Source organism: Mesorhizobium sp. M9A.F.Ca.ET.002.03.1.2, from assembly GCF_003952365.1.
Classification (GTDB): domain Bacteria; phylum Pseudomonadota; class Alphaproteobacteria; order Rhizobiales; family Rhizobiaceae; genus Mesorhizobium.
In genome coordinates this window covers 5,140,733-5,167,054 of sequence record NZ_CP034443.1, presented here as the reverse complement: position 1 = coordinate 5,167,054, position 26,322 = coordinate 5,140,733, and the positions used below count along the sequence as shown (strand labels likewise).

The 26,322-nt window shown below is 61.8% G+C and carries 26 protein-coding genes and 2 tRNA genes; 15 read left to right on the top strand and 13 right to left on the bottom strand.

Features of this window, described 5'->3' with window-relative positions:
- Positions 1-83: 83 nt before the first annotated feature.
- The 3 genes from EJ066_RS25075 (at position 84) to EJ066_RS25065 (ending at position 2,187) form a co-directional block, all read left to right on the top strand.
- The gene (locus EJ066_RS25075) at positions 84-587 is read left to right on the top strand and encodes a nuclear transport factor 2 family protein (RefSeq protein ID WP_126042639.1); all 504 of its coding nucleotides are present in this window, start codon (positions 84-86) and stop codon (positions 585-587) included.
- Positions 588-655: 68 nt separating this feature from the next.
- On the top strand, positions 656-1,636 hold the full coding sequence (locus EJ066_RS25070) for a CocE/NonD family hydrolase (RefSeq protein WP_126042638.1): 981 nt from the start codon (positions 656-658) through the stop codon (positions 1,634-1,636).
- Positions 1,633-2,187 carry a nuclear transport factor 2 family protein gene (locus EJ066_RS25065; protein WP_126042637.1) on the top strand — a complete coding sequence of 185 codons (555 nt, stop codon included), beginning with the start codon at positions 1,633-1,635 and terminating at the stop codon, positions 2,185-2,187. The genes EJ066_RS25070 and EJ066_RS25065 overlap by 4 nt, the downstream gene beginning before the upstream one ends.
- Before the next feature lie 48 nt (positions 2,188-2,235).
- Here EJ066_RS25065 and EJ066_RS25060 read toward each other — a convergent pair whose 3' ends face one another.
- Positions 2,236-3,024 carry an AraC family ligand binding domain-containing protein gene (locus tag EJ066_RS25060; RefSeq protein ID WP_245454974.1) on the bottom strand — a complete coding sequence of 263 codons (789 nt, stop codon included), beginning with the start codon at positions 3,022-3,024 and terminating at the stop codon, positions 2,236-2,238.
- A gap of 105 nt (positions 3,025-3,129) precedes the next feature.
- Between EJ066_RS25060 and EJ066_RS25055 the strand changes: the two genes are divergently transcribed.
- A complete protein-coding gene (locus tag EJ066_RS25055; RefSeq protein WP_126042636.1) occupies positions 3,130-4,302 on the top strand; it encodes an amidohydrolase in 1,173 nt (390 codons plus the stop codon).
- A 105-nt stretch (positions 4,303-4,407) separates the two neighbouring features.
- Here the strand turns inward: EJ066_RS25055 and EJ066_RS25050 are convergent, their stop codons facing one another.
- Positions 4,408-4,863 (bottom strand): hypothetical protein, encoded by a 456-nt coding sequence (locus EJ066_RS25050; protein WP_245454973.1) that lies wholly within the window; start codon positions 4,861-4,863, stop codon positions 4,408-4,410.
- Positions 4,864-4,924: 61 nt separating this feature from the next.
- Positions 4,925-5,224, bottom strand: a complete 300-nt coding sequence (locus EJ066_RS25045) for a DUF1236 domain-containing protein (protein WP_126042635.1) — start codon at positions 5,222-5,224, stop codon at positions 4,925-4,927.
- A gap of 477 nt (positions 5,225-5,701) precedes the next feature.
- On the opposite strand from EJ066_RS25045, the gene EJ066_RS25040 reads away from it, so the two are divergent.
- Both EJ066_RS25040 and EJ066_RS25035 read left to right on the top strand, forming a co-directional pair.
- Positions 5,702-7,111, top strand: coding sequence for a sensor histidine kinase (locus EJ066_RS25040; RefSeq protein WP_126042634.1), 1,410 nt, complete (start codon positions 5,702-5,704; stop codon positions 7,109-7,111).
- Positions 7,111-7,785 (top strand): response regulator transcription factor, encoded by a 675-nt coding sequence (locus EJ066_RS25035; RefSeq protein ID WP_126044035.1) that lies wholly within the window; start codon positions 7,111-7,113, stop codon positions 7,783-7,785. The genes EJ066_RS25040 and EJ066_RS25035 overlap by 1 nt, the downstream gene beginning before the upstream one ends.
- A 54-nt stretch (positions 7,786-7,839) precedes the next feature.
- On the opposite strand, the gene EJ066_RS25030 is transcribed toward EJ066_RS25035, so the two are convergent.
- The 3 genes from EJ066_RS25030 to EJ066_RS25015 form a co-directional block, all read right to left on the bottom strand.
- The gene (locus EJ066_RS25030) at positions 7,840-8,385 is read right to left on the bottom strand and encodes a hypothetical protein (protein WP_126042633.1); all 546 of its coding nucleotides are present in this window, start codon (positions 8,383-8,385) and stop codon (positions 7,840-7,842) included.
- Between the two features lie 512 nt (positions 8,386-8,897).
- Positions 8,898-10,145 (bottom strand): flavin-dependent oxidoreductase, encoded by a 1,248-nt coding sequence (locus tag EJ066_RS25025; protein WP_126042632.1) that lies wholly within the window; start codon positions 10,143-10,145, stop codon positions 8,898-8,900.
- Positions 10,146-11,053: 908 nt separating this feature from the next.
- Positions 11,054-11,308 (bottom strand): DUF982 domain-containing protein, encoded by a 255-nt coding sequence (locus EJ066_RS25015; RefSeq protein ID WP_126042631.1) that lies wholly within the window; start codon positions 11,306-11,308, stop codon positions 11,054-11,056.
- Between the two features lie 667 nt (positions 11,309-11,975).
- Here EJ066_RS25015 and EJ066_RS25005 point away from each other — a divergent pair.
- Positions 11,976-12,482 (top strand): hypothetical protein, encoded by a 507-nt coding sequence (locus tag EJ066_RS25005; protein ID WP_126042629.1) that lies wholly within the window; start codon positions 11,976-11,978, stop codon positions 12,480-12,482.
- A gap of 30 nt (positions 12,483-12,512) precedes the next feature.
- On the opposite strand, the gene EJ066_RS32440 is transcribed toward EJ066_RS25005, so the two are convergent.
- Both EJ066_RS32440 and EJ066_RS25000 read right to left on the bottom strand, forming a co-directional pair.
- Positions 12,513-12,647, bottom strand: coding sequence for a hypothetical protein (locus EJ066_RS32440; RefSeq protein WP_281035439.1), 135 nt, complete (start codon positions 12,645-12,647; stop codon positions 12,513-12,515).
- 105 nt (positions 12,648-12,752) lie between these two features.
- Complete coding sequence (locus tag EJ066_RS25000) at positions 12,753-12,962, bottom strand: DUF2934 domain-containing protein (RefSeq protein WP_126042628.1); 210 nt, start codon at positions 12,960-12,962, stop codon at positions 12,753-12,755.
- Positions 12,963-13,285: 323 nt separating this feature from the next.
- Between EJ066_RS25000 and EJ066_RS24995 the strand changes: the two genes are divergently transcribed.
- Positions 13,286-14,323, top strand: coding sequence for a Gfo/Idh/MocA family oxidoreductase (locus EJ066_RS24995; protein ID WP_126042627.1), 1,038 nt, complete (start codon positions 13,286-13,288; stop codon positions 14,321-14,323).
- 249 nt (positions 14,324-14,572) lie between these two features.
- The gene (locus tag EJ066_RS24990; protein ID WP_126042626.1) at positions 14,573-14,857 is read left to right on the top strand and encodes a hypothetical protein; all 285 of its coding nucleotides are present in this window, start codon (positions 14,573-14,575) and stop codon (positions 14,855-14,857) included.
- 2,374 nt (positions 14,858-17,231) lie between these two features.
- Here the strand turns inward: EJ066_RS24990 and EJ066_RS24975 are convergent.
- The 4 genes from EJ066_RS24975 to EJ066_RS24960 form a co-directional block, all read right to left on the bottom strand.
- Entirely contained in the window at positions 17,232-17,402 is a 171-nt protein-coding gene (locus EJ066_RS24975) for a PIN domain-containing protein (RefSeq protein ID WP_126042625.1), read from the bottom strand.
- Complete coding sequence (locus EJ066_RS24970; protein ID WP_126042624.1) at positions 17,399-17,668, bottom strand: hypothetical protein; 270 nt, start codon at positions 17,666-17,668, stop codon at positions 17,399-17,401. Before EJ066_RS24970 ends, EJ066_RS24975 begins: the two co-directional genes overlap by 4 nt.
- A gap of 17 nt (positions 17,669-17,685) precedes the next feature.
- Positions 17,686-17,958: a hypothetical protein gene (locus EJ066_RS24965; RefSeq protein WP_126042623.1), complete on the bottom strand. Its 273-nt coding sequence runs from the start codon at positions 17,956-17,958 to the stop codon at positions 17,686-17,688.
- A 103-nt stretch (positions 17,959-18,061) separates the two neighbouring features.
- Positions 18,062-18,136: transfer RNA gene (locus EJ066_RS24960), tRNA-Asn, on the bottom strand.
- Positions 18,137-18,361: 225 nt separating this feature from the next.
- On the opposite strand from EJ066_RS24960, the gene EJ066_RS24955 reads away from it, so the two are divergent.
- The 5 genes from EJ066_RS24955 to EJ066_RS24935 all read left to right on the top strand — a co-directional run bounded on the left by EJ066_RS24955 (position 18,362) and on the right by EJ066_RS24935 (position 22,459).
- A complete protein-coding gene (locus EJ066_RS24955; RefSeq protein WP_126042622.1) occupies positions 18,362-18,622 on the top strand; it encodes a hypothetical protein in 261 nt (86 codons plus the stop codon).
- Between the two features lie 333 nt (positions 18,623-18,955).
- Positions 18,956-19,029, top strand: a tRNA-Cys gene (locus EJ066_RS24950).
- 107 nt (positions 19,030-19,136) lie between these two features.
- Entirely contained in the window at positions 19,137-19,805 is a 669-nt protein-coding gene (locus tag EJ066_RS24945; protein ID WP_126042621.1) for a protein-L-isoaspartate O-methyltransferase, read from the top strand.
- Positions 19,806-19,989: 184 nt separating this feature from the next.
- Positions 19,990-21,381: a TolC family outer membrane protein gene (locus EJ066_RS24940; protein ID WP_126042620.1), complete on the top strand. Its 1,392-nt coding sequence runs from the start codon at positions 19,990-19,992 to the stop codon at positions 21,379-21,381.
- A 259-nt stretch (positions 21,382-21,640) separates the two neighbouring features.
- The gene (locus EJ066_RS24935; RefSeq protein WP_126042619.1) at positions 21,641-22,459 is read left to right on the top strand and encodes a PopZ family protein; all 819 of its coding nucleotides are present in this window, start codon (positions 21,641-21,643) and stop codon (positions 22,457-22,459) included.
- A gap of 68 nt (positions 22,460-22,527) precedes the next feature.
- Here the strand turns inward: EJ066_RS24935 and EJ066_RS24930 are convergent, their stop codons facing one another.
- Positions 22,528-23,172 carry a VOC family protein gene (locus EJ066_RS24930; RefSeq protein ID WP_126042618.1) on the bottom strand — a complete coding sequence of 215 codons (645 nt, stop codon included), beginning with the start codon at positions 23,170-23,172 and terminating at the stop codon, positions 22,528-22,530.
- Between the two features lie 284 nt (positions 23,173-23,456).
- Here EJ066_RS24930 and EJ066_RS24925 point away from each other — a divergent pair, with 284 nt between their 5' ends.
- Positions 23,457-26,240 carry a valine--tRNA ligase gene (locus EJ066_RS24925; protein WP_126042617.1) on the top strand — a complete coding sequence of 928 codons (2,784 nt, stop codon included), beginning with the start codon at positions 23,457-23,459 and terminating at the stop codon, positions 26,238-26,240.
- Positions 26,241-26,322 lie beyond the last annotated feature (82 nt).

Below are 26,322 nucleotides of genomic sequence, written 5' to 3'. Positions count from 1 at the left end.
CCAGCGAACAAAAAGCCTCATCTTGGACTCGACGAATGGGTCTCGCTCCCGCGACGGCTCAAACTGACGAGGAGACAGAACCGATGACCAGGCTCGTTTCGCTCGCTGCCGGCGCTTTCCTGGCTGCCGCCACAGCCCCCGCGAGCGGCGGTCCGCAAGAAGACCGCAATATCCAGCTCATCAAGGACTATTACGCAGCTTACGCGACCGGGAACCCGGATGCCGTCCGGCCCTTCCTCGCGCCCGACATCGTGTGGCGCATTCCCGGTCACCATCCGCTCGCCGGCGACAAGCGCGGGGCAGACGAGGTGGTCGCCTTCTTCCACGGCCTGGCCGACGGCAAGTTCAGGGCCGAGCCGATCTTCTTCCAGGCGCAGGGCGACCTCGTCGTCGACGTCCATCGCGGTTGGTCGAACATCGGCTCGGATCCCGAGGTCGACCAGCTCTATGCCCTGATGTTTCGCATCGAGGATGGCAAGATCGCCGAGGCACAGAATTTTTTGACCGACATGTATCAGTCGGACGCCTTCTACTGGGCGCACTACAGGCTGAAGCCACTGCCCGGCCGGCTGGCGGACGACCGCTGAGACGGCGGCCCTTCCCAAATCCGTCGCGCCGCCGCACTTCTCGCCTCCCAAGCCAAAGGAGACTTGCGATGCTGAAAACCCTGACGCTAGCCGCGGCAACCGCCGTCGCGCTCGCCTCCAATGCCGTCGCCGCACCGCGCGGCGAGCGCGTCACTTTCGCCTCGCACGGTGAGCAGATCGTCGGCGACCTCTATCTGCCCGAGGATATGGACGCGGCGAAGCCTCGGCCTGCGCTGGTCGTGACCGGCGCCTGGATGACGGTGAAGGAACAAATGCCGGCCCGCTACGCCCGCGAGATGGCCGACCGCGGGTTCGTCGCCTTGACCTTCGACTTCCGCGGCTGGGGCGAGAGCGGCGGCGCCCGGCGCCAGTACGAGGATACCAGCACCAAGATCGCCGATATCGAAGCGGCGGTCGCCTATCTCGCGACCCGGCCCGAGACCAGCAAGGACCGCATCGGCGGGCTCGGCATTTGCGCCAGCTCCGGCTATATGGTCACGGCCGCCGCTAAGGATGCCGCGATCAAGTCGGTCGCGCTTGTCGCGCCCTGGCTGCACGATGCCGAGGTGGTCGAGCAGACCTATGGCGGCAAGGACGGCGTGGCCAAGCTTGAAGCCGCGGGCGATGCAGCCGAGGCCGCGTATCGCCGCACCGGCAAACAGGCATTCCTGCCGGCCGCCAGCCTGACCGACGACCGCGCGATCATGTTCAAGGTGCCTTACTATACCGAGCCCGGTCGCGGGATGATCCCGGCCTGGCGCAACGAGGCCGATCCGGCCTTCTGGCGGGGCTGGCTGACGTTCGATGCGATCCAGGCTGCTCCGCGCCTGCATCAGCCCTTTCTGATGGTGCATAGCGAGGCGGCTGCCATCCCGCAGGGCGCGCACAAATTTTTCGCGCGGCTGACCACTTCCAAGCAGGAGCTGTGGCTCGACGACGTCACCCAGTTCGATTTCTACGACCGTGCCGCGCCGGTGAAGGTGGCGAGCGACGCTGTCGCCGCGCATTTCCGCGCCACGCTGGGCAATGCGGGGGAGGCGGGGCAATGAACCCGGTCACCCGTCGGCACGTCTTGGCCTCGGCAGTGTTCACCGCGACGCTTGCCGCCATTTCCGCGCCGGCCTTGAGCGCCTCGCGGGCTGCGCTGACGGTCGAAGACAGGGTCGCTATCGCCGAGGCAGTTGCCGGAATCGGCCTCTATGCCGACCTGCGCGAATGGAACCGGGTCAGGTCCTATTTCGCGGCCCGCGTGACGACCGACTATACCAGCCTTTTCGGCGGCGAGGTCGCGACCAGCGACCGCGACGCGTTGATTGCCCAGTGGCAAAGCCTGCTGCCGGGCTTCGACGCCACCCAGCATGTCATCACCAACATCGTTGTCGAAGGCACGGAGAACGATGCGATTGCGCGCAGCCATGTCCGCGCGACCCACTGGATCGGCGCGCGGTTCTGGACGGTCGGCGCCAGCTATCTCCACCGGCTGGTGCGCACGTCAGAAGGCTGGCGCGTCCGCGCCATCGCCATCCATCGTTTGTACGAGGAGGGCGACCGCGCCGTGCTGGTTACCGCTGCGGATCGGGTGAACGCGAGGAGGGAATGAGCCGTCGGCTGGTGAGCGCTCAGCTGCCTCTTCTGAACATGCCAGGCGTCATGCCGCGCGTAGCCCGGAACGTGCGGGAAAGATGGCTCTGTCGGCGAAACCCGCCGCGATTGCCGCGTCGGCGAGGCCAAGCCCCTGTTCGATCAGCAAGCTGGCGCGACGCAATCTGCGGTCGCGGATATAGGCGGCGGGCGTCAGGCCAATCGCCTTCTTGAAATCCCGTATGACCTGGAACCGGGTGACGCGCGCGGCGTCGGCAAGCCGCTGCAAGTCGAGCCGCGCACCAAGTCCGCTATCGACAAGGTCCTCGTAGAGCGAAAACCTCTGCGGCGATCCGGAGGGTTCGACCTCGTCGGCCCGCCCGCTCCAATCGCCATGCCGAACGATGAGGCGCCTCAATGCGACGAGAAGCGACGCCTCCGCTTTCGTCGCATCCTGGGACGTCGAGCCTTCATGAGCCGCCGCCAACGCCGCGGCGAGATGGCTGTCCTCGACGATCGCGCGTGAGAAGACCGGAGCGCGGTTCTGGCCCAGCTCGCGGGCGACCGCCGTCATCAGCGGCACCGAGGGATAAAACGTGCGGTAGGCCCAGCCTTCATCGGCACCTTGTTCCCCGTCATGCCACTCCTCGGGATTGACGACGGCAACGGTGCCTGCCGGAGCGACAACGGTATGGCGGCCGATGCGGATGCGTTCGCAGCCAGCCGTGATCAGCGCGATCACATAGGTCGGATGCGTGTGCAGTTCGTAGCGATGCTTGGCGAAGCGCGCCTTGAACAGGCCAAGGTCAGGAAAGCAGGGATGGCGCCAGTATGTCCGGGTCTCCGTTGCGTGCACGTCTTTCGTCCCTGCTGTGGTCAATCTGGTTCAAGACGCCTGTTGTGCAACCTTCTAATCCTGCTCCTGGATCAACCGCCTTTGCCGGCGCGGAAGGAGAGCATCATGCTGCATAATGACCCCATCGCCGCTTTGACGCCAGAGGTCATAGCCTGGCGTCATCATATCCATTCCAATCCCGAACTCGGATTCGATGAGCACGAAACGGCACGTTTCGTTTCCGAGAAACTGCGCGCCTTCGGCTTCGACGAGGTTCATGAGGGGATCGGCGGCACCGGGGTCGTCGGTGTCCTGCGCAGTGGCACGGGCACGCGCGCCATCGGTCTTCGCGCCGAGCTGGACGCGCTTCCGGTGGTGGAGAAGACCGGCTTGCCCTATGCGTCCCGAAACGAGGGGGTGATGCACGCCTGCGGTCATGACGGGCACACCGCCATGCTGCTCGGCGCCGCAAAACTGCTCAGCCAATCGCGCGCCTTCGACGGCACCGTCTATTTTGTCTTCCAGCCAGCCGAAGAAAACGAAGGCGGCAGCATGCGCATGATCGAGGACGGTCTGTTCGAGCGCTTCCCGGCCGAGGCTGTGTATGCCGTCCACAACTGGCCGGGCGTCAAGCTCGGCACGATCGCCGCTCGCGTCGGAGCGCAGATGGCGGCCGTCGACAATTTCGAGCTGACCTTCGAGGGTCTTGGCGCGCACGCCGCCATGCCGCAGCTTGGCGACGACCCGATCCTGGCCGCGGGGGCATTTGTCCAGGCTGTCCAGCGCATCGTCAGCCGCTCGGTCGATCCGCAAACCGCGCTTGTCGTCAGCCTTACGCAGATCCACGGTGGCAATGTCGGCAACATCGTGCCGGGCAAGGTCCGGCTGCAAGGCACCTGCCGCTTTTTCGAGCCCGGTCATTCCGATCACTGCCAGACGCTGATCGGCGAGATCGCTCGGGGTATTGCCGCGGCCCATGCGCTCAGGGCCACGCTCGATTACAAGAAGGGCTATCCGCCGCTCATCAACACGGCTGACGCGACGGCCCGCGCCGTCGAGGCGGCGGCCGCCACCGTCGGGAGGGAGAACGTCTCGACCGAGTTCAGCCCGAGCCTCGGCTGCGAGGATTTCGCCTTCATGATCCGCGAGGCCGGCGGCTGCTACGCGTGGATCGCCGCCGGCGATGTCGGCCCAGGCGAGGGGCTGCACGGCGATCGCTACGTCTTCAATGACGAGATCGTGCCGACCGTGATGCGCTACTACGTCAATCTGGTCGAGCAGACGCTTCCAGCCTTGTGAGCCGTTAGTCCCAGAGGGAAGACTGAAGGCGCTTCGTGGCCACAGGCTGGGAAATGCAAGCTTCGCACGTCAACGCCGGTCTCGCGCGTACCAGCCCGGCGCATCTCACCCGGCCGTGGCCACGAGTTGCCTTACGTGAGCGGGACGTTCGAGCACTGCCTGCGCGATGCCAGCCTGCTTTTCATCGACTTGCACCATCACAAAAATGACGCCTTGTGCAACATTCGGCTCATCCGGCTTTTTGGCAGGATCGGCGGATGCCCGGAGAAGCCTGCCGGCAAAGCTGCCGCAGGCCGCGCCGACGAGAACCATGCCAGCCGCTGCTCCGACAGGATCAACGCCGGTGGCTCCAAAAGCACCCAGGCCGATCAACAGACCAGCCGCCGCGCCAAAGGCAGTACCGCCCGGACCGCGCAAGACTGCGCCGATTTCGTCGTCGTAAGGTCCGATGACGCTGATCTGTTCGTGAGAAACTCCTGCCGCCTGAAGCGCGGCAACGGCATGCGCTGCCTGGTCGCGGGAATCGAAAAGCTTGCTGATTGTTCGCATTTGACGGCCCATAGCACAGACGTCGCCCGCCGCTCATTTCGAAGCGGCGGGCTCTCCTCCCCACGTGTTCGGGTCACTCAATGATTTTGACGATTCTGCGCGTGCCTGGATCAACGATGACGGTTCGATCGTCGACCACAACGTAGCGGTATTCGACATCGGGAACTTCATAAAGCTCGACCGTGTCGGGCAGCGTTGAGCCGATATTGAGCTCCACCCCAGGGATTTTCACCGATGCGAGCGGCTGCTTTTCCACATACTGTCTGATGACGGTCTCCTGTTCAGGCGCGATGATCACGTCCTGAGCGGCAGCGGCGCCGACACCTGCCAGCAGCAGAACCCCAGCGGCTGCAGTGGAAAGACGCATTCTCATAATTGCCTCCTGTTATGTGATCTCTCTTGGCATCATCTTCGCGCCAGACCCACTCAACATGAGACCGCTGCAAACGTTCCTTGGCTGGGCTTCGGTCCCATCCGCGACGTCTTGCCGTTGGACTTAGGTCTGGCCTGCTGCGCGCAATGGGTCCGGATATCGAGCCGTCCGGAACCGCGATCGGACTCGAGCGGTGAGGGCATTGCGCGACCGGAAGTGAAAAAACCGCAGCACCTTTCGCCGCGATGGGCGATCAGGCGTTGCACCATCATCCATGCCGGTAGACCGAAGCATCGGAGCTGGCATGTGATGGCCTGCTGCCTCGCTCAACAAGAGCGGTGGAACTTGCGCAAAAAACCGCCTCGACCGGTTTCCGTCCGGTCCATAAGCCCTAAGTTCCTAGCAATAGATCGGTTGCAACCAACGAGGGCGTCGCTTAGCGTCGCTCGACAACAGATTGGCCGGTTCGCTGCGAATATGGCGCCATACAGAGCGACAAGACTGGTCGACCGATGGAATGCACTGTCGCTGGCCACTCAGTTTCTGCTCGCGGGCGGACTGTTCTCGCTGTCGGCGATGATCGTGGTGGGCATGTCCGTGACAAGCCAGATAGAAGCCGCGGTCACCCGGAACTCGGCTTCCGCTACCGCCCTTTACGTCGACAGCGTTATCGCGCCACTGCTTCCCGACATGCGCAGGAGCGAAGTGCTGGAGGAGAGTGTCGCCCATGCGCTGGATGAAACGCTGGGGCAAGGCGCACTCGGCACGAGGCTCCAATCCTTCAAGCTCTGGCGCCGCGACGGAACCATCCTCTATTCAACCGATAAAGCCTTGACCGGGAAGCGCTTTTCACCCAGCGACAACCTTCGGACTGCGTTCGCAGGTCGCATGGTCTCGGAGTTCGACAAGCTTGATGACCTGGAGAGCCAGGCTGAGAGAGACAGTGGTTTGCATCTTCTTGAAATCTACAATCCGGTGCTTCAGCCGTGGTCGGGCGAAGTCGTAGCTGTTCTGGAATTCTACGAGATCGCCACCGATTTTGAAAAGGACCTCAGGCAGGCACTCGTTCGAACTTGGTTCGATGTCGCTGCCGTTACCGCTATTTTCTTCCTCGGGCTTTCGGCGATCGTTTTTCGTGGCAGCCGTACGATTGACTCCCAGAGCCGCTCATTGAAGCAGCGCATTGCCGAACTTTCCGATCTGCTTGCTCAAAACAGACTGTTGAGGTTGCGGGTGCAGCGCGCTTCGCAGCGCGCCACGGCGCTTAACGAACGTTACCTCAGGCGCATCGGTGCGGACCTGCACGACGGGCCGGCGCAACTGGTTGCCCTCGCTGCACTGGGGATCGACAGCCCCGTGCTTGCCGATCCTGCCACGCCGGCTGCGGCGCGCGCCCGGGAATTGCGGGCCGTCAAAGCCAATTTGGACGACGCCATGCGCGAAATCAGGAACATCAGCAAGGGCCTTGTGCTGCCGCATGTCGAGAATGCGGAGTTGACGGAAATCCTTGGGCTTGCCGTGCGAGCGCACGAAGAGCGGACTGGCGTCAAAGTAATGCTGTCCACGGCCGGGGGGCACACACCCTTGTCACCGGCGGCCAAGATCTGCATCTTTCGCTTTATCCAGGAGGCGCTGAACAATGGCTTCCGCCACGCCGGGGGTGCCGGTCAATCGGTCGCGAAACATTTCGACGGGGAGCGCGTTTTTATCGAGGTTTCAGATACCGGCCTAGGTTTCGACCCAAAGATCGTCCATCCTGAAAGGCTCGGGCTCGTCGGGCTGCGTGAGCGGGTAGAAAGCCTTGGCGGCCAATTTGCAGTAACATCTTCACAGAATGGCACAGTGGTGAAAATGGTTCTCAACATAGCTGAAATGGGACAGGCATGATGCCAGCGGCCATAAAGCTCGCCGTCATCGACGATCATCCGCTGTTCAGGGAAGGCGTCGTGCGCACTCTCGATCAGATCGGCGGATTCGAGATCGTTGCCCAAGGCAGCAGCAGGGACGACGCCTTGCGGATATCGGAAGACCAGCAGCTCGATATCCTTCTGATGGACATCTCGGTGCCTGGAGGGGGGCTGAGCGCGATCGAGCCGGCTCTGCAGCGGAACCCGGATCTGAAAATCGTGATGCTGACCGTCTCGGAGGAAAACCAGGACGTCGTGACCGCCTTGCAGAGCGGAGCAAGAGGCTATGTCCTGAAGGGTGTCGGGTCGAGAACACTGGCCGCCATATTGCGCACGGTGGCGTTGGGCGAACGGTATGTTTGCCCGCAATTGTCGGCGCGTGTGCTGGTCGACTTGTCTGCGCAGTCAACCGCAATAGCGAAAGCCGACGTGCTGGCCGAACTCACCAGTCGTGAAAGAGAGATATTGACCCTCGTTGCCGCGGGATTGAGCAACAAGCGGATCGGTCTTCAGCTGAACCTGCATGAGAAAACCATAAAGCATCACATGACGCGCATTCTCGCCAAGCTCAACGTGAGCAACCGGACCGAAGCCGCGATGACATTGCGCGACGCGACCGAGCGTCTGCATTCGCCTGTCCGCCATCCTGCATGAAGTACGGCAGCCTTGCGGTGCGGCCAGATGGCTTGCCGCTTGTAAAACCTGCCATCACTCGATCATGGCGAGCAGTCTTGACCGGTCGGAGCGTGTTGCCGCGCGCCGAATGATGGTGCGGCCCTTAGCATCGCGCATTTCATAGTGGCCGTCGTCGATGCGCTCGCTGAGCCCGTTGGAATGCACCACGCCAAGGCTCGATCCGCGCACCTCAATCCGATCTCCCGTAGTCGCGTTGATATACAGTTTTGGCTTGCCCTTGGGGGTTATCACGGTGACCGGAGTTTGAGGGGGACTGTCTTCCGGTGATTTTGCTTTGTTCTTGCCCGCATTGCTGTTGGAGTTCGAATTCCCAGCATTTCCAGAATTCCCGGCGTTTCCGGAATTCCCAGCGTTCCCAGAGTTTCCGGAATTCCCAGAGTTTCCCTGACCACCATCCTTTGCCCATGCGGCCTGCGGGCCGAGCGTCGGTGACAATCCGTATTGTGCTACACGGTAGGGACTCATGGTGAGAATGGAGGTCAGTGCAGCAAGGCAGATGGCAGCCCGAACCCTTGGTTGCCGTGTGGCCGGTGCCTTCAATAAGCTTGCCAACAGCATGTTAGAATATCCTCTAACCGTTACCGCGCGTTGCATTCTGCCTGCTGTTTCGAATTCGCCGAGCCATCCTCTATGCTCAGCGCTGACACGCTTCCTTCATCATCAGGCGGTGTCAAGACCCACCAGTCTCATGGGGGGAGAGACCGGTGGGTCTAGCTGGCGCAGGAAGGGACTAATTGCTGCGCAAGTGTGTAACTTCAACGATCAGGCCCCAATCAGCCGACAACAAGCCCGACGGCCGCGACCCCGAACACCAAGCCAAATACTGGAAAAAGCAGCCAACGTGCCTGGTGAATGCTGAGGGTCCATTGCAGCCTCCTGTCACAGGGTCGGCATCGCAACGGCACCTGCAGGAGATCGGTTCCTGAACTTCCCCGCCTAGGGCTTTTGCGATAGCAGTTTCGGACCAAAGCACTGCCTGCGCCGGCCCATGGTCGGCCAGCTCACAGACTGAAGTCCTGCCTTGGACTCTTTTTGGAACATGAAGCGCACCGTCGAAGAACTGGCCAGGCTCAGCCCCGGTTCACCTGGTCGCGCGCATAGCCGGCCATCGATGCGTATCCACGCACGATCGCCTCGCGCTCGGGATAGCTCGCGACCTCATCGATGTCGTCGAAACCGTCTGGAGCCCGCGCCTCCACGACATCGATAACCCCTTCCGGTCCGCCTTTTCGGTTCGCCAGTACGATCTCCCCCGTCGGCGGCCGCCGCTCGGCATCGTAGGCGGCCAACGCCTCCGGCACCGACGCCGCCGATGCGAGATAGCGTGCCAATGCGCGCGCATCCAGTATGGCCTGGCTGGCGCCGTTGCTGCCGACCGGATACATCGGATGGGCGGCGTCGCCGAGCAGCGTTGCGCGGCCGAACGACCAGCGAGCCAAGGGATCGCGGTCGCAGCAGGGATATTCGTAGAATGTGCCGGTCGTCTCGATCAGGCTCACGGGATCGACGAATCCAAGGCGGAAGCGGTCGCGCACGAAGGGCAGCGCCTCGTCCAGGCGTCCCGGACGGCTCCAATCCTCGCGCCGTGGCGGTGGAGCTCTGCCGTCGCCGATGCGCGCCATGACTGCCCAGTTGGTCAGTCGGGTCTTCGGTTTCGATGGATCGAAATGGATGGGGTAGATGACGAATTTGGCGGCATTCCCGCCGGCGATCATCATGGTCCGGCCATCGGCATAGACCGGCCATTCGGCCGCACCCCGCCAGAGCATGAAGCCATTCCATGCGGGCGGGCCCTCATTGGGGTACAGTATCGAGCGGACCGTCGAGTGGATTCCATCCGCGCCGATCAGCGCATCGCCGGCGGCTTCGATACGCTCGCGGGTGTCACGGCGCTCGAAGGCCGCGACGACCCGATCTGTCCGCTCGTGAAAATCCACCAGCCGGCAATCCGTATGAATTCGCGCCGCACCCAGCCGCTCCAACGTGGCGCGAAGGAGCACGCCATGCAGCTTGCCCCGATGGATGCTGACCTGCGGCATTGCATATCCGGCATCGGTGCCACGCAATTCCTGCCAAACGGTCTGGCCGAGCCGATTGGCATAGACGAGCTCGCGTGTGCGGACGCCCGCGAGATCCAATGCGGGCAGCAAGCCAAGCGATGCCAGCTCCTTGACGGCGTGCGGCAGCATGTTGATGCCGACGCCAAGCTCGCGCAGCTCGCGCGTCTGCTCGTATACCTCGGCTTCCACGCCGAGCTCGTGCAGGGCCAGTGCCGTAGCCAGGCCGCCGATGCCGCCCCCAACGATTACTATCTTCATGGCAACTCCATCGAAAAGGCAACTCCGGATTCAGCTGTTCCCCGGAGAACGCCGGTCATTGGCCGCTCTCAAATCAGCGAAAGGGCAGGGCGAGACTGAAACTGAGCGCACCTGCAGGTTTCGCCGGGCACGCCACAGGCGCGGTCCAGCCGACATGGTCAAAGGACCTGAAGGGACGGGTATGGTCTTCACTGCTGTTGGGGGGTCGTACCAGAGGGGCGTTCGGCTGTTGGCGATGTGCCTGCTGTGTTTGCCGGGAACAGGTACGTCGCCGCAGCGCTCAGGATGAGCGTAGCCGCGGCCTGGATTTCCGGCGAAGTCAAATTGGGCGGCAAGGCGTATTTCGAGCCGAGCCAACCCACTACGCCCAACGATTGAACCGATCAGTTTCGAGTAATTTCCCATGATGACCCTCTCTGCGCGAAAATCAGACAACCGTCGTTAACGCGCGTCCGTCCGTGAGGTTGCACAGCACAACGAACATCGCCTCGCGGCGAGCCGTCAGGGCAGGACCGTCGGCAATCGATCATTCACGGATATCGTGACCACGGATTTCACGGGGTAGCGGTGGCGTGTCGGGATACCCGATGCGAAAGATGGCCGGCGCCGCAGGGGCGGGGGAAGGTGGGGTTGCCTAGGTGGCGCCGGCCACGCCGCGTTGGGATTCGCCGCGAAGAAAGAATAGCAAAATTCGCCGGATTGATTATGGCGTGATCGCGGAAGTTCACCTAGCCTAGCCTGCCATAGCAGACGTACCTCGACCCCTTATGACGTAGGACGATAGCCCGCCGATTGCGGTGGTTTGTCCGGTGAGCCGTGGCCGGTCTCAGACAGGTCGACTGCTGACGGGCCAGTTGCTCGCCCGTCGGCTGTAATGCCTGAACAAGGCCCGACCTGACCGCGCCGGTCTAGACCTGTTCGCCGAGCAGGATCCTTGCATCCTTGGCCGCGATGATGAACGCTTGGCGCGCGACCCTTGGCGGCTTCTCGCCGCGGATAACGGCAAGGCAGGCTTCGATCGCGGCGAGCCGCGTCTGCGAGGCTGGCGCCGGCCAGTCCCTCAGCAGCACTTTGGCCGCGTCGGACACCGACAAAACAACCCTGTCGCGATCGATCCGGCCAGGTTGAACGACTATCGGCTTTCTGAAACGTCTCGTACGCACGATACTCTCCAAAGCAACGATACGTTAGCTGCGTCTGATCTTTTTCGCCACCCCAAATATTAAATGCCGTCGGACTTGCCGCTGCGCTGTGCAAGGTGACGCTAAGAAGGTGATCTCCCAACCACATTGTCGGCTGGATTTGGCTATCAGGCGCCAACCAAGGAGCAGACCGACGCTGTGCTTCAAGGAGGCCAGGCAATCTTATGAAATCACTGATTGCGGCAGCAGGCTGCGTGGTTCTGTTCGTGTCGGCTTGTACCTCATCCGATGAACAACAACAGAGTATATCGAGCACGCCGGTGAAATTGGCGGAGCCGCGGGTCGTGATCGAGGCCGACCCTGCGCCGCCGTTCACGTATTGGGCGCCGGAGGGCTCCACGATACGCAACCATCCGCGAAATCCCGCGATTTGGGTCGCGCAAGTCGCTGGCCAGCCGGAGCGATACTACTACGGAGATCAGTGCCAGGCGTCCCGTTACCAGCATCTTCTCGGCCGACCGCTCACTGAAATGCCGGATCCGCCGGAGGAAGCTATCTGGCGCACCCACTGCTCGAAATGCGCCGAGCGCCGGCGAGACCGAGGCAAGCTGGAGCCGCTGCTTGCCTGGCGGATGGAACATCTGCCGATAATTGCCGTTGATATGCTCATCAGGCGAAAGGGCTGCATATGTCAAAACTTCAGGCGGCAACCCCAGAGCAGTTGCAGCGGCTAAAGCTCGAGGCGTCGGCTTACTTTGGCCCAAAAATGCTCAACGAAGCACTATTGCGCCTTTGCCAGGCTTGCGGAAGCGATAGCCTTGGCCAGTTCGAGAAAGCAATGGTCGACCGTATCGAGGCAATGCATGATGACGGTAGAGCCAACTTCGAAACACTGAAGGAATTTGCCATCGAACAGCTTTATGCCTGTGTTCGAGAGGTCAAGTCTTCACCGACGATGAAACAGCCGCCGAAGGAAACAAAAGCCCGAAGGACACCTGGTCGGTCGGAAGAGCCGGAAATCTTGGAAGACCAGTTGCAGGCCGGCCTTGAGGATTCCTTCCCCGCGAGCGACCCGCCTGCCGTGGTGTCCACAACGATATCCGGCGGGTCGAAAAAGCTGGTCGGGACTGACGAAGTCCTGAAAAGGCAGCGAGAGCAGGCGGCTAAGAATAACGGAGGGTCATCTTCGGGGTAGCGGGAGATCGCGGCCACCCGGCCGTTCGCCTCATTCGCTCTGATCTATCGCATGAGGCGCCGGCTGGCTTTCGCTGCTGTCGGGTCTTTCGTCGCGCCCGATCCAGATCCAGGCGGCAAAGACCACCACCAGTACAATCACAATCCAGGTGACGAGACGAGGCATTGGCTCTCCTTTCGGTCAAGAACAGTCCGGCCGGTCAACAGCGAGACCGATGACGAAGCAGGCCGGCACGCCATTTTGCGCCGATTTCGCCGATGTCGGATCGCGTCATTTCCGAGGTTTGGCGCCACGCAGGTCCGGGTCGGAGCCGGCTCCGACGGCCGGATCGGGTACGACCGGGCCGCGTTCGTCTTCGGAACCCTCTGCCTCGATCTCCTGCACCGCCTGATCCCAATGCTCGCGCTCCCTGCCTTCCGGTCGGCCTTCGCGCTCCCAGATTTCATGGGCTCGCCGCCTGATGCGCTCTATACGGTCCATGATCATGCCTCCTGATGTCCTAATTCAGCGATCGGTGGTTTGTTCCGTGGGAGAAGTTGCCATTCCGGGCACGTTCGCCTGGATAGGCTTCACTGCGCGTTGCGGAAGGATCCCTCGACACGGCGATGTCGTCGATTGGCTCAAGCCCGACCAGGCTCGGTTCGGCGCAGGCGGTGACGATCGCACTCGGCTGCATTGTCATCGCTATGGCGGCTTGTATCATACCGGCATGGCGCCATACGGCAGCTTCGACGCGGTTGCGCAATCGCCCGCACCGAGGGTATCGGCACGCCTCGCCGTATCGAAACAAGGACCATCCTCCCGTGAAGAAGACGCGCATCGCAATCGTGGGCCTCGGCATGGCGGTGACGCCGCATGCCCGCGGCTTGATGGACCTGTCGGACAGGGTCGAGGTGGTCCACGCCTTCGCTCCGAGCGAGGCGCGGAGACGTGCTTTCGGCGAGAAGTTCCCGTTCCCGCTCTGCGACAGTCTGGACACCATCCTGAATGACGGCAGCGTCGAGGCGGTCGCCGTCTTCACGCCCGCCAACACGCATCGCGACATCGCGATCCGCTGCGCCGAGGCGGGCAAGCACGTGCTGATGGAAAAGCCGCTCGACATTACGACCGCCCGCGCCGAAGAACTCGTCGCCGCCTGCCGTAAGGCCGGCGTCAAGCTCGGCGTCGTCCTGCAGCACCGCTTCCGGCCGGCGGGAGTGAAACTGGCCGAGATTCTCGCGTCCGGCGAACTCGGCGCGATCGTCGGCTGCTCGACGGTGATCCGTCTTTGGCGACCGCAGAGCTACTACGACGAGCCGGGGCGGGGCTCGTTTGCGCGGGACGGCGGCGGCGTGCTGATCTCGCAAGGCATCCACACGCTCGACCTGATGCTGAGCCTGGTGGGACCGATCGCCGAGGTGAGAGGATTCGCGGCGACCACGCCCGTTCACAGCATGGAGACAGAGGACATGGTCTGCGCGGCGGCGCGCTTCGTTAACGGCGCCTTTGGCACCATCGACGCGACGACGGCCGCCTATCCCGGCTTTCTCGAGGAGATCGTGCTGACCTGCGCCAAAGGCACGGCCCTGGTGCGCGGCACCGAACTCTTGGTGCAGTTTCAAAACGGCCAAAAGATCGTGATCGAGCCGGACCGCTCAGGCGGTGGCACCGGCGCCGATCCGATGGCCTTTCCACACGACCACCACCGCGCCGTGATGGCCGACTTCGTCGAGGCGATCCGCGGCGGCCGCGCGCCGAAGGTGACCGGCGAGGAGGCGCTCAAGGTGCACCGGCTGATCGATGCGCTGATCGAAACCGGCAAGTCGAGCGGTTCTGTCCGCGTTGCCGGGGCGCAAGCATGAGCCGACCGTCCAGCAATCGTGAGGGGATTGAAAGCGGCGGCGGTTGGGGTGGCATTCTAATCCAATTCATGCGCTTCTGCTAATATAGTAGGGCGGTGCGGCGTGCGAGATTCTTCTCCCATTGCAGGTGGCGGCTACCCCCAATCTCCAAGTTGATCAAACGACAGTTTCTCCCTTAGCCTGCAAAAATTGCAGGGTGTAACGCCTGGTGTTGGAATCCGGCAATTGGGGCAGTTGGGGAGACGCATCATGACCGATCCCATCATGGACTTAGTCGAAACGGCCATCATTCCTGATGTCTTCATTTCAGGGATGGCCGACATGGAAAATTTGGGAGACGGGAATTTCCGGTGCACATTTTACAGCCGGCAGCGAGCGATCTACGAGCGTGGAAAGTTCGAGCACGTGATTGTGTGCCGCCTCGTCATGTCGGCTGGCGCGGCTCATGCGATGCTGAAACAAATCGCACATGCCGTTGAACGAGGATCGGATAACACGGATTCCATCGGCTTTCCTGGTGGGGCACTGCAATGACAATCCTTCGTCTGCACTTCGCCATTAGGTCTCACTTGGCCTAAGCATGGGTGCGCCATCATTCGGCTGAAGGCCCGGCCCGCGGATCAAAGGGCGGCCGCAGAATGCGCCTGGCATTTCAGCGCGCTCTCACGCGGCGCGCGCAGGCCGGCCCGGGGCCGCGCATATAGTGGAGCTCTGGCCGGTAGCGCGGTGCAACGAATTCGCGAAAGGCTGATGCCAACCGAGTGATCAAAGCCCACCGCTCCATGACACAATCTCTGCAACTCGCCGCTGCAGGAAGCGGTTCATTTCCGATTTTTGTCTGGGCTATCCACAGTCTCGCGGCCATCGAAGCGCTCCCTATGACCTTGTGACGGCCGTCGGACATGAAGGCAGAGTCCGCGACGTCGACGCCGATGCGGTCTCTGCTGATAGACCGCTTGAACAAAAGACCGAATCGGATTGGGTCGCAGTCAGAAATCCCCATGAGGTCTCGGACGACCAGAGGGCTACTCCCACGGCCGCGGCCAAGAACGCTACGAGAAGGCCGAACAGAAGCTTACGCGACATCATTTGTCCCAACCTCACAGGCCGGTATCGATATGGAACAGCGTGTTTTTTGCGCCCGGCATGTCTGAATCTGTGGAAGCAAGAACCGTGCCACGCTTGACTGCTCCATTGCACCGGGAAGGCGGATCAACTCATCGCTCATCGGAATGTTGTCGCTTCAGTTTGGGCTAGTTCTCTGCGTCAAGCGATTTGCGCGCCAACTGCCATTCGACCCACACGTTCTCAGGATCAATGTCGTCGTAGCCCCGAACTTTTATGACTGCCCGATATGCATGCGCGGGCATCGCGATGGACGGAGCATGATCTCTGAATCTGAAGGACTTCTCCTTCTGTTAGGCGCGCCTTTTCCCGTTCCGCAGCCAGAAGAGTCGCTACCAGCGCCGGGGACAATGAACAATTTTTCCGCCTGATCAGTCATTAGGTGTCGCTGTCAGCGAGGCCTGGTCCACCAACCGCTGGCACGGGCGGCCGCGAAGCACACTTTGCTAGGGTCAGGCCTTAGCCCGGCTTTTAAAGAGGCAAAGCCACGCTCGTACAAGGTGACGCCAAGCGCCAACGCAGCAAACCGACATGCGAGCAATACGAACGTAGTTCATTGTTTCCTCCCCGGACCACAGAAGACTGCCGCAACCGTGGCGCGCGCAAGCATTCGCCCCCGCACACGGCGCGCTTGACGACTTCGCAGGGGGCAGCGGGGGGCTGGGCAGTAAACGGATGATCGCATCGAGGGTTCTGCAATTTGCGGTATGCTCAATTCTATGCGGGTTCCTGTTACAATCCCCCATGGCCGTCCGAATAGTGGTTGTCCTGGCGCTTCTTTTCGCCTTCGCCTACGGATTCGCAAAGCTCGTGGAACGTTATGGCGGCGTTAGCGATCAGCCCTCTCCGTGTGAACAATTGGCAGACGTTGATTGCGCCGATCCGAATGCGCCGCCTCCTGAGCCTGAGCCTTCCTGAGCCTTGCGCCTGGACCGCGGCCATTCTCCGGGATGAATTTCCCAACCCAGTATAGCCCGCTGCCACGGTGGCGGGCTTTTTAACCGTGCACCGGAACGGAAGAGCTGGCGATACGGTTTCAGGATTGGAGGAAACCGAACCATGCAAGGCAAAATCAAAGATCCGCTGCCAAAGCCAAAGCCGAAGCCCCCCGAGCGTCGTCCCGACAAGGAAGCATCGCCAGAGCCTAAACATATCGATCCGCCACCGCGAGACGTGCGAGAGGCACCGGCACCAAATCCAAACGGCGATAAGAATTCTTAACCGCGCCCAGTACGCGGCTACCCAGCGCCTGCTGCCTCACGGTGGCGGGCTCTTCACCAGGCAGGGAAAACCCATTGCCACGGGTCGGCAGCATTCGAGTTCCGAGAGGCCGGGCCGAAGAAGCCTTAATGAACGAGGTAATTTTTGACTATGGTCATCAAGCAGACCAGTGAAATAACTCCAGCGATCGCTGCTTGAGCGCGCCCAACCTGGATGATCATCTCCTCCGTCCAGCCGGCCTCTTTTGAAACCCCTGAAATGGTCCTCGAATTTGGCCCGACCGTAACGGGTAAAAAAGACCATGATGAGCAGGAATATCGTGCAAACAACGCTTGATTCAGAAGGCTCGTCATGATTCCGGAGGACAAAGGTAAACACCACGCCGGCCGAAAAGCAGGCTATCGAAAAGAAAAAACCGATATCCTGTGGCCATCTTCTGTTGGCGGGTCGGGTTGTCATGGGCGCGCTCGCGCTTCCTCAACGCTAATTATCCATATCCACGTGGACCTACCGATAGTCGCGGGAAGGAGCAGAAATGCAAGAAAGCAGCAAGGGGGCCGGTCTACGGTTTGGTGCGAAGGTCGCGTACAGCGCAGCCGTTGACCGTGGCTACCTTTGTCAGCGCTTGGTCATTTGTGATCAGGAGAAAGCCGTTCTGGAGGCAGGTATCGGCGATCAGAGCGTCATTCGTGTTGCTGGGGCGCTTCTTCTCGGCATCCAGTTGCGTCTTCAAGGTATTGTACTGCGAAGCTGGACCTGCCCACTTAGCCTCTCCCCATCGAGATGTGCCCCACGCTGCCGATTCGGTCGCACCTTAACCGTCACGACGGCGATGACCATGGCTTGCAGAGCTTTGCGCTTTGAAGGATCTGCAGTTCTTTCGATCTCGTCGTTCTGAAGATGCGTGATTACCGGCTCCCAGTCGCTAGGAATCGAGGCCGGATCGATCGACCCTTCAACCAGATGGTTGAAGACGTTTGTGTCCAGCATCACTTTCACGAGGCGGCTACCTCTTTTCAGTGCGTGATCCAGCCCGCCGCGCGTCCCGCCTCGATGACAGCCATGACACCTGTGGCGATTGTAACCGCTAACGCCAGTCGGCGCTCATAATTGGCGAGACGTTTCTCAGTGACCACCGCTTGCCCGTCCCAATATAGTTCGCCGGTGCTCTGATGGATGCCGAGCAAGGTGACACCTTCAAGGCTTATGGCTTTGACGCCTGCTGGCCACTCAGGTGGCGAGGATTCCGTGACATGGCGGAACTTTCGTACCTGGTTCCAATCGATCATTTTCCCCTCCCGAAGAGTCGCAGTTGTTGCCCCAGATGTTGCCCTGGCGCCAGTATCGGCAAATTTGCCGAACCTTCAAAATCAGTTAAGTCTTTGAAATTGTTGGCTCCCCGGGCCGGATTCGAACCAGCGACCAACCGGTTAACAGCCGGTTGCTCTACCACTGAGCTACCGGGGAACAGAGGCTCTCATGTGAGTGGCGCAGCCTATAGCAAACCCGTTTCGGCTTTGCAAAGAAGCATTTCGTATTTTTTTTCGACGCTTTTTCGCCGGGCGCTTTCTCGCAATCGCGTGCTGGCGCCCTCATATTAGCCGTCTGGCGGGGAGCGCGGAACCGAAAACGCGGTTGCGGCTTTCGTCAGGTGGTGTTTTTTACTTTGCCCGAAGGGACCGCCAACCAGACATGAGCGCAGCAAGCCACAACCATCCACCGGCACGGAAAATATCGGTCTTCGGCCGTCAGTTCACCATGCCGCGCTCGCGCGGCCTCAGGATTGCGATCGGCGCGGTGCTGATCTTCGGCGGCATTCTTGGCTTCCTGCCAATCCTGGGTTTCTGGATGATACCAGTTGGGTTGCTGGTGCTTTCCTACGAGTTTGCCTTGGTGCGCCGCCATCGGCGCCGGCTCGTCGTGTGGTGGGAACGACGGCGGCGGCCGAACTGACGGGGTTTGTACGTGGCAAGTGACAAGCCTATGGGAAGGGACGGTTTTCCGGCTTGACTCAATCTGGGCCAACGCCGGGGTGCTTTTCCAGGCGCTCGCAAATCTCCTTGGGAATGGCGGCCCTCCCGCTTCCCCAGGTAAGGTCCATGCCCAGCGCTTCCCGTCGCCATATTCTACTTAACAATTAACTAATATATTAATTGCAGCATACGTATCGACGATTCGACGTGTGGCAACGTGGACCCTGAGGAAACCGTCCGGAATGCACCATGGCCGCTTGACGGCATTTTCGCCGCAACCTATTGGAACCGGGTGGAACGCCGGGAGCAATGAGGCCTCGTGGCGGAGTGGTTACGCAGAGGACTGCAAATCCTTGCACCCCGGTTCGATTCCGGGCGAGGCCTCCAAATGCTCAAGCTCCCGCGCACCGGCGCCGGGGGCTCGAGTTTCCGGTCGAAACGAGTCGCGGTCCTGGCGCGGCAAACAGATTGGTTTTGGGCGGATTGGTTGGAACATGAGCGCTGATTTTGCCGAACGTCGGGTGAAAATGGTCGATGGCCAGATCCGCACCACCGACGTGACCAGCGCGCCGCTGCTCGAGGCGATGCTTGTCGTGCCGCGCGAGGCCTTTGTCGCCCCCGGCCAGCGCGATCTTGCCTATATCGACGAGGACATCCGCATTGCCGATGGAGCGGACGGCCCACGCTACCTCATGGAGCCTTCGCCGCTGGCCAAGCTGATGCAACTGGCCGAGATCGGTCCTGGTGATTCGGCGCTCGATGTCGGCTGCGGCACAGGCTATGCGGCGGCGATTCTGTCGCGGCTGGCAAAGTCCGTCGTCGCGCTGGAAAGCGACCCGGTGTTGGCCGAAACCGCCATGTCGACGCTTTCGGCGCTGGGCTGCGACAATGTCAGCGTGGTCGAGGGACCGTTGCCGGAAGGCCATGCCGCGCGGGCACCCTACGACGTCATTTTCATCGGCGGCAGTGTGGAGAAAGTGCCGGGCTCGCTGCTCGACCAGCTTGCGGAAGGCGGGCGCCTCGTCGCCGTCGAGGGGCAGGGGAATTCGGGTGTCGCCCGATTATTTATTAAAACAGGGGGGGTTGTAACCGGAAGAGGCGCATTTAATGCGGCAATTAAGCCACTACCCGGATTTGAACGTATTCGTGCGTTCGAGTTCTGAGTGATTTTGGCTTGCAGCCGAGGCGTTGTCATGTTCGCTTGGGTTTGAACAATCGTTGCTGATCCGCATGACTGGGGTACTCTTGGGGGCTGACAGCAGGGAACCTGAAACACACCGCGCCGGCCGCTCGAATGGGAGAAGCCGGCACGGTGTGGTTCCCATGCAAAACGAATGAGGGAATTACGTGCCGTCTTTACGCAAGAGTCTTTTTGCCGCCGTCCTTGTTTCGGCGACCGCGCTTTCTCCAGTGACCGCCTCGGCGGAAACTATCCTTGGCGCACTTTCTAAGGCCTACCAGAACAATTCCTCGCTCAACTCGGCCCGCGCCGGCGTCCGTGTCACCGACGAGGGCGTCGCCATCGCCAAGTCTGGCTGGCGCCCGACCATCACTGGTTCCGCGAGCATCGATTACTCCAGCAGCCATAACAATCGCTCGAATCGAAGCACCGCCTTGACCACGGGTAATTTTGGCGTCCAGATCGACCAGACCCTGTTCGACGGCTTCCAGACCAGGAACAATGTCGCCGCCGCCGAATCGCGGGTCCGCGCCTCGGTCGAGAGCCTGCGCAACACCGAAGAGAACATATTGTTCAACGCGGCAAGCGCCTACATGGACGTGATTCGCGATCGGCAAGTGGCGGTATTGACGGAGCAGAACCTGCAATTCCTGACCGAGCAGGCGCGCGCGGCGCGTTCGCGCTTCGAGGTCGGTGAAGGCACCCGCACCGACGTGGCGCAGGCCGATGCCGAGCGCTCCTCCGCCGTAGCGCAATTGGCTGCGGCCCGCGCGCAGGCGCTGGCGAGCGCTGCGACCTATCGCCAGATCGTCGGCGACGAGCCGGGCAAGCTCAGGGGCGCTTCGCCGCTGTCGAAGCTGTTGCCGCGGAACCTCGATGCGGCGGTCGCGATCGCATCCAGCGAGCACCCCGCCATCCTTGCCACTCAGCATCTGGTCGACGCGGCGGCGTTTTCGGTGAAATCGGCCGAAGGCGCGCTGCTGCCGCAGCTCTCGGCTTCCGCCGGCGTTTCGAGCGCCTACCGCAACACCGTGCCGGGTGTCATCAATTCGGGGCAGGAGGGCACAACCAATTCGGCCAGCATCGGCGCCACGTTGACCGTGCCGATCTACTCCGGGGGGCGAACCTCGGCGACGGTGCGCCAGAACAAGGAATCGCTCAGTCAGGCGCGGATCGAGGTCGACGTCAGCCGCGATACCGTGCGGCAAGCCGTGACCTCGGCGTGGACGCAGTACACTGCCGCCCAGCAAACCGTAGTGGCCAACAGGCAGGTGATCGCCGCCGCGCAGCTTGCGTTGAGCGGCGTCATCGAGGAGCGCAATGTCGGCCAGCGCACCACGCTCGACGTTCTCAACGCCCAGGCCACCCTCATCACCGCCAAGATCAACCAGGCCAGTTCGGAACGTGATTTGGTGGTGGCGAGCTATGCCATCCTCTCGGCGATCGGCCATCTTTCGGTCGATCGTCTCGCCCTTCAGGTGACGAAATACAGACCCGAAGAGCATTACAATGCGGTCAAGGACAAGTGGATCGGCCTGCGTACGCCGGATGGCCGCTGATCGCATCAGCAGTTTCAAGTTCCGCCCAGATTAGAAGTGCTGAAACGCCGCGTGTCCTAAAGGACGCGCGGCGTTTCAGTGTATGGATTCAAGCCAGGCCGGCTGAATATCAAAATACCCTAATCTGTTGAAATCCAATCTGCTCTCAGATTGGGGATTCTCGTAGGGCGATCCGTCGGTTACGCTGTCGCCATGATTCGAATCCGGTTTTTGCCGGACAGGAAATCTGCAACGAGTCACAAGGGCGGCGGATGTGACGATGGCTACGGCAAGCAGCGTGCAGCGCGAACCTTCCATGGAAGAGATACTGGCTTCCATCAGGAGGATCATCGAGGACAGCGATACCGGCCGCAAGCTTCCGGACGAAGCGGAAGACCTGCGCCAGGATCTGGAGCCGGCGCCGGCGGTCGTGCCGGCACCGAAGGTCGATGCTTTTCGCGTCGAACTGCGAGCCGCGCCAGACACCGGAAAGCCGGCTACGCAGGCGGAGGCGCAACCATCGGCCGTCGAGCCTGTGATTGCGCGCATGGAGCCGCTGGTGCGCTCCAATCCGACTCCGGCCGAAGCGCCGGTGACGCTTGCGGGTGACAAGGCCGCTGCCAAGTCGGCAGTCAAGCCGGATGCGCCTGCGACGGCAAGGGCAGCGGAGACGACCGATAGCATCGTCGCCGATTGGCGGCGTGACATCGCCGCAGTCGGCGAGGCGATGACCGTGACCAAGCCCGACAGGGCCGAGGTGTGGCAGACACCGGACGCTGAACCGAAGGCCGAGGTTTTCGAGGAAGCGGCCGAACCCGCTTTCGAGCCGGCCCCGCCGCCAAACGCGCCGGCCGGCCCGGCGGCAAGCGAGGCACCGCCGGCTCGTCCGGCGATCCTTTCTGAGCATACGGGCCGGCAGGTTGCCGCCGCCTTCGGCGAGCTTTCCGATGCGTTCGCCAGCCGCAGTAAGAAAACCTTCGACGAGATGGCCGAGGAGATGCTCAGGCCCATGCTGCAGGACTGGCTGGACAACAATCTGCCGACGCTGGTCGAGCGGCTGGTGCGCGAGGAAATCGAACGCGTGGCGCGCGGCGCGTAGTAACAATTTCCGTCGGTCAACGGATGGGAACGCCGCCGCGCTGGCGGCGTTTTTGTTGGCCCCGCGGCTCAGCGGCCCTGGGCCGATGTAGCGAAGGCGATCAGGTTTCCGTCGGGATCTGCCACGATGAAGGTGCGGGCCCCCCACGGCTCGGTCCGCAATGTCTGATGAAAGCTGACCCCGGCCGCCTGATATTCCAGGAACAGCGGCTTGATGGCGTCGAGCACGATCGTCGCCGACAGCAGATCCTCATTGGCCCTGGGGCTTTTGTCGAACAGAGGCTTGTCGACATGGCGCAGGTTCAAGCGTGCGCCATCGCGGATGACCTGGGCGTAGAAGGGCGGTTCGCCATAGGTGAACCGCGTCCGGAAGCCTAGTTTTTGGCGATAGAACGCGCAGGCTGCGTCTACGTCGGAAACGAAAAGCTGGGGCTCGGCAAAGGCGAGGAAGGGTTTTTCTGCATCCGGTGGCGTGCGGTCGGTCATGGTTTGAAGGCCTTTCTTCAGCGCCTGCCAGTTTTCGAAGCCCGCTTTCCTGGAGACCAGTTCCTGTGCATCGGCGAGCTTGAAGCCGTGATCCAGGATTTGGCGGTCGGTCAGGTGGCGGAAGCGCGGCAGTATCGAACCGATCGCATCCGCGACGGGATAATACCGCTCGCGATGCCAGCGCAGGTAAAGCTGGGCCTGTTTCCTGAAGGTCTCGAGATTCGGCATGTTCGAAGATTGGGCGCATTGATTGAGGGGTTGAAGGTGTCGTAGGCGGGCAATGCCCCTCCGGCCGAAGCCGATGCGCCCTACAGCAGCACCGGCAAGCTATGGTGGTTTACGGTCTGTGGTCAAGGGGCGGCTGCGTCGGCATCGTATCCGGTGAGTTGCCTGAAGCCGCCCAGGCGCTATCTATGAGCCGTTGCCATCTGCCGCTCCCTTGCGGTTGACTTGCCAACTGCCTTCCGATTTACACCGAACCCAACACATCCCGACAGCTCGGACCTCTTTTCATGCTCGAAAAAACCTACGACGCCAAAATCGTCGAGCCGAAGATCGCCAAAATCTGGGAGGAGGCCGACGCGTTTCGCGCCGGCGCCGGCGCCGAGGAGGGCGCGGAAGCCTTCACCATCGTCATCCCGCCGCCGAACGTCACCGGCTCGCTGCATATGGGCCATGCGCTCAACAACACGCTGCAGGACATCCTGGTGCGCTTCGAGCGCATGCGTGGCAAGAACGTGCTGTGGCAGCCCGGCATGGACCATGCCGGCATCGCCACGCAGATGGTGGTCGAGCGCCAGCTCATGGAGAAGCAGATCCATCGCCGCGACCTGACGCGCGGTGAGTTCATCGAGAAGGTCTGGGAGTGGAAGGCCGAATCCGGCGGCGCGATCCTCAACCAGTTGAAGCGGCTCGGCGCTTCGGCCGACTGGAGCCGTGAGCGCTTCACCATGGACGAGGGGCTGTCCAAGGCGGTGCTCGAAGTGTTCGTCACGCTCTACAAGGAAGGGCTGATCTACAAGGACAAGCGCCTTGTGAACTGGGATCCGAAGCTGCTTACGGCCATCTCCGACCTCGAGGTCGAGCAGCAGGAGGTCAACGGCAATCTCTGGCATTTCCGCTATCCGGTCGAGGGCGAAGCCTTCGATCCGGAAAATCCGAAGACTTTCATCACCGTGGCGACGACGCGCCCCGAGACGATGCTGGGCGATACGGCGGTGGCGGTGCATCCCGACGACGAGCGTTTTCGGCATTTGGTTGGCAAGAATCTCGTCCTGCCGATCGTCGGCCGCAAGATCCCGGTGGTGGCGGACGAATATTCCGATCCGGAAAAGGGCTCAGGCGCGGTCAAGATCACGCCGGCGCATGATTTCAACGACTTCGAGGTTGGCAAGCGCCACAAGCTGCCGGCGATCAACATCCTCACCGTGGAGGCGGCGGTCGCCCTCACGGACAATGACGACTTCCTCGCCGGGCTGGAGGTGACGCCCGAACGCCAGGCCGTCTGGGATGCGCTCGACGGCCTCGATCGTTTCGTCGCGCGCAAGAAGATCGTCGAGCTGATGGAGGCGGGCGGTTTCCTCGAAAAGGTCGAGCCGCATCGCCATGCCGTGCCGCATGGCGATCGCGGCGGCGTGCCGATCGAGCCGCTCCTGACCGACCAGTGGTATGTCAACGCGGCCGAACTCGCCAAGCCGGCGATCGCGTCCGTGCGCGAAGGCCGCACCAAGATCATACCCGGCAGCTGGGAGAAGACTTACTTCCAGTGGATGGAGAACATCGAACCCTGGTGCATCTCGCGCCAACTCTGGTGGGGACACCAGATCCCCGCCTGGTATGGGCCGGACGGGCGTGTCTTCGTCGAGAAGACCGAGGAAGAGGCGCTCGCAGCGGCGATCGAATATTATCTGGCGCTGGAGGGGCCGTGGAAGGCCTGGGTCGAGGACAAGCTCGAGAACTTCAAGCCGGGCGATATCCTGACTCGCGACGAGGATGTGCTCGACACATGGTTCTCGTCGGCGCTATGGCCGTTCTCGACGCTTGGCTGGCCGGACCAGACGCCGGAGCTGAAGACCTACTACCAGACCGACGTGCTGGTGACCGGCTTCGACCTGATCTTCTTCTGGGTCGCCCGCATGATGATGATGGGCCTGCACTTCATGGAGGAGGAGCCGTTCCACACCGTCTATATGCACGCGCTGGTGCGCGACAAGAACGGGCAGAAGATGTCGAAGTCGAAAGGCAACGTCATCGACCCGCTCGATCTCATCGACGAATACGGCGCCGACGCGCTGCGCTTCACGCTGGCGGTGATGGCGGCGCAAGGGCGCGACGTGAAGCTCGATCCGGCGCGCATCGCCGGCTACCGCAATTTCGGCACCAAGCTGTGGAACGCGACGCGTTTTGCCGAGATGAACGACGTCGCGAGAAACGACGATTTCTGGCTGAACGATGCCAAGCTGGCGGTCAACCGCTGGATCCTGACCGAACTGACGCGCACCGCGGGTGAAATCACCGATGGCATCACCTCATACCGCTTCAACGAGGCGGCTGGTGCGGCCTACCGCTTTGTCTGGAACCTGTTCTGCGACTGGTACCTGGAACTGTTGAAGCCGGTGTTCATGGGCACGGACGAGACCGCCAAGGCCGAAAGCCGGGCTTGCGTCGCCTTCGTGCTCGACGAGATCTACAAGCTGCTGCACCCGATGATGCCGTTCATGACCGAAGAGCTGTGGGCGCAGACGGCCGGCGAGGGCAAGGAACGGCCGTCGCTGCTTTGCCATGCCGCATGGCCGTCGCCCGACTTCGAGGATGAGGCCGCGGCCGCCGACATCAACTGGCTGATCGATCTCGTCTCCGGCATCCGCTCCGTGCGCTCGGAGATGAACGTGCCGCCGGCGGCGATCGCCCCGCTGGTGGTGATCGGCGCCAACGAAGCGACGCGCGACAGGCTCGAACGCCAGGATTCAGCGATCAAGCGGCTGGCGCGGGTCGGCGATATCTCACTCGGCGAAGCAGCACCCAAGGGCTCCGCCCAGATCGTGCTCAACGAGGCGACCATCTGCTTGCCGCTTGGCAGCCTGATCGACCTCACCGCGGAGGCGGCGCGACTGCAGAAGGAACTGGTCAAGGTGACCGAGGAGATCGCCCGGCTGCACAAGAAGCTGTCCAACGAGAAATTCGTCGCCAACGCGCCGGAAGACGTCGTGGAAGCCGAGCGCGAAAAACTCGGTGAGTACCGCGAGGCGCAGGAGAAACTTTCAGTGGCGTTGACGCGGGTGCGCGAAGCCGGTTGAGCTATTTTCGTCCAAGCATCGGATTGTCCCAAAACCCGATTCTACGATGCTCTGGATTCGTGTTTTGGACGGGCTTCCTGCC

What these genes read in the sequence shown, in the direction of transcription:
- EJ066_RS25075 (WP_126042639.1), top strand. Translation starts at nt 84, where the DNA reads ATGACCAGGCTCGTTTCGCTCGCTGCCGGCGCTTTCCTGGCTGCCGCC.
- EJ066_RS25070 (WP_126042638.1), top strand. Translation starts at nt 656, where the DNA reads ATGCTGAAAACCCTGACGCTAGCCGCGGCAACCGCCGTCGCGCTCGCC.
- EJ066_RS25065 (WP_126042637.1), top strand. Translation starts at nt 1,633, where the DNA reads ATGAACCCGGTCACCCGTCGGCACGTCTTGGCCTCGGCAGTGTTCACC.
- EJ066_RS25055 (WP_126042636.1), top strand. Translation starts at nt 3,130, where the DNA reads ATGCTGCATAATGACCCCATCGCCGCTTTGACGCCAGAGGTCATAGCC.
- EJ066_RS25050 (WP_245454973.1), bottom strand. Translation starts at nt 4,863, where the DNA reads ATGGGCCGTCAAATGCGAACAATCAGCAAGCTTTTCGATTCCCGCGAC.
- EJ066_RS25045 (WP_126042635.1), bottom strand. Translation starts at nt 5,224, where the DNA reads ATGAGAATGCGTCTTTCCACTGCAGCCGCTGGGGTTCTGCTGCTGGCA.
- EJ066_RS25040 (WP_126042634.1), top strand. Translation starts at nt 5,702, where the DNA reads ATGGCGCCATACAGAGCGACAAGACTGGTCGACCGATGGAATGCACTG.
- EJ066_RS25035 (WP_126044035.1), top strand. Translation starts at nt 7,111, where the DNA reads ATGCCAGCGGCCATAAAGCTCGCCGTCATCGACGATCATCCGCTGTTC.
- EJ066_RS25030 (WP_126042633.1), bottom strand. Translation starts at nt 8,385, where the DNA reads ATGCTGTTGGCAAGCTTATTGAAGGCACCGGCCACACGGCAACCAAGG.
- EJ066_RS25025 (WP_126042632.1), bottom strand. Translation starts at nt 10,145, where the DNA reads ATGAAGATAGTAATCGTTGGGGGCGGCATCGGCGGCCTGGCTACGGCA.
- EJ066_RS25005 (WP_126042629.1), top strand. Translation starts at nt 11,976, where the DNA reads ATGTCAAAACTTCAGGCGGCAACCCCAGAGCAGTTGCAGCGGCTAAAG.
- EJ066_RS32440 (WP_281035439.1), bottom strand. Translation starts at nt 12,647, where the DNA reads ATGCCTCGTCTCGTCACCTGGATTGTGATTGTACTGGTGGTGGTCTTT.
- EJ066_RS25000 (WP_126042628.1), bottom strand. Translation starts at nt 12,962, where the DNA reads ATGGACCGTATAGAGCGCATCAGGCGGCGAGCCCATGAAATCTGGGAG.
- EJ066_RS24990 (WP_126042626.1), top strand. Translation starts at nt 14,573, where the DNA reads ATGACCGATCCCATCATGGACTTAGTCGAAACGGCCATCATTCCTGAT.
- EJ066_RS24965 (WP_126042623.1), bottom strand. Translation starts at nt 17,958, where the DNA reads ATGATCGATTGGAACCAGGTACGAAAGTTCCGCCATGTCACGGAATCC.
- EJ066_RS24955 (WP_126042622.1), top strand. Translation starts at nt 18,362, where the DNA reads ATGAGCGCAGCAAGCCACAACCATCCACCGGCACGGAAAATATCGGTC.
- EJ066_RS24945 (WP_126042621.1), top strand. Translation starts at nt 19,137, where the DNA reads ATGAGCGCTGATTTTGCCGAACGTCGGGTGAAAATGGTCGATGGCCAG.
- EJ066_RS24935 (WP_126042619.1), top strand. Translation starts at nt 21,641, where the DNA reads ATGGCTACGGCAAGCAGCGTGCAGCGCGAACCTTCCATGGAAGAGATA.
- EJ066_RS24930 (WP_126042618.1), bottom strand. Translation starts at nt 23,172, where the DNA reads ATGCCGAATCTCGAGACCTTCAGGAAACAGGCCCAGCTTTACCTGCGC.
- EJ066_RS24925 (WP_126042617.1), top strand. Translation starts at nt 23,457, where the DNA reads ATGCTCGAAAAAACCTACGACGCCAAAATCGTCGAGCCGAAGATCGCC.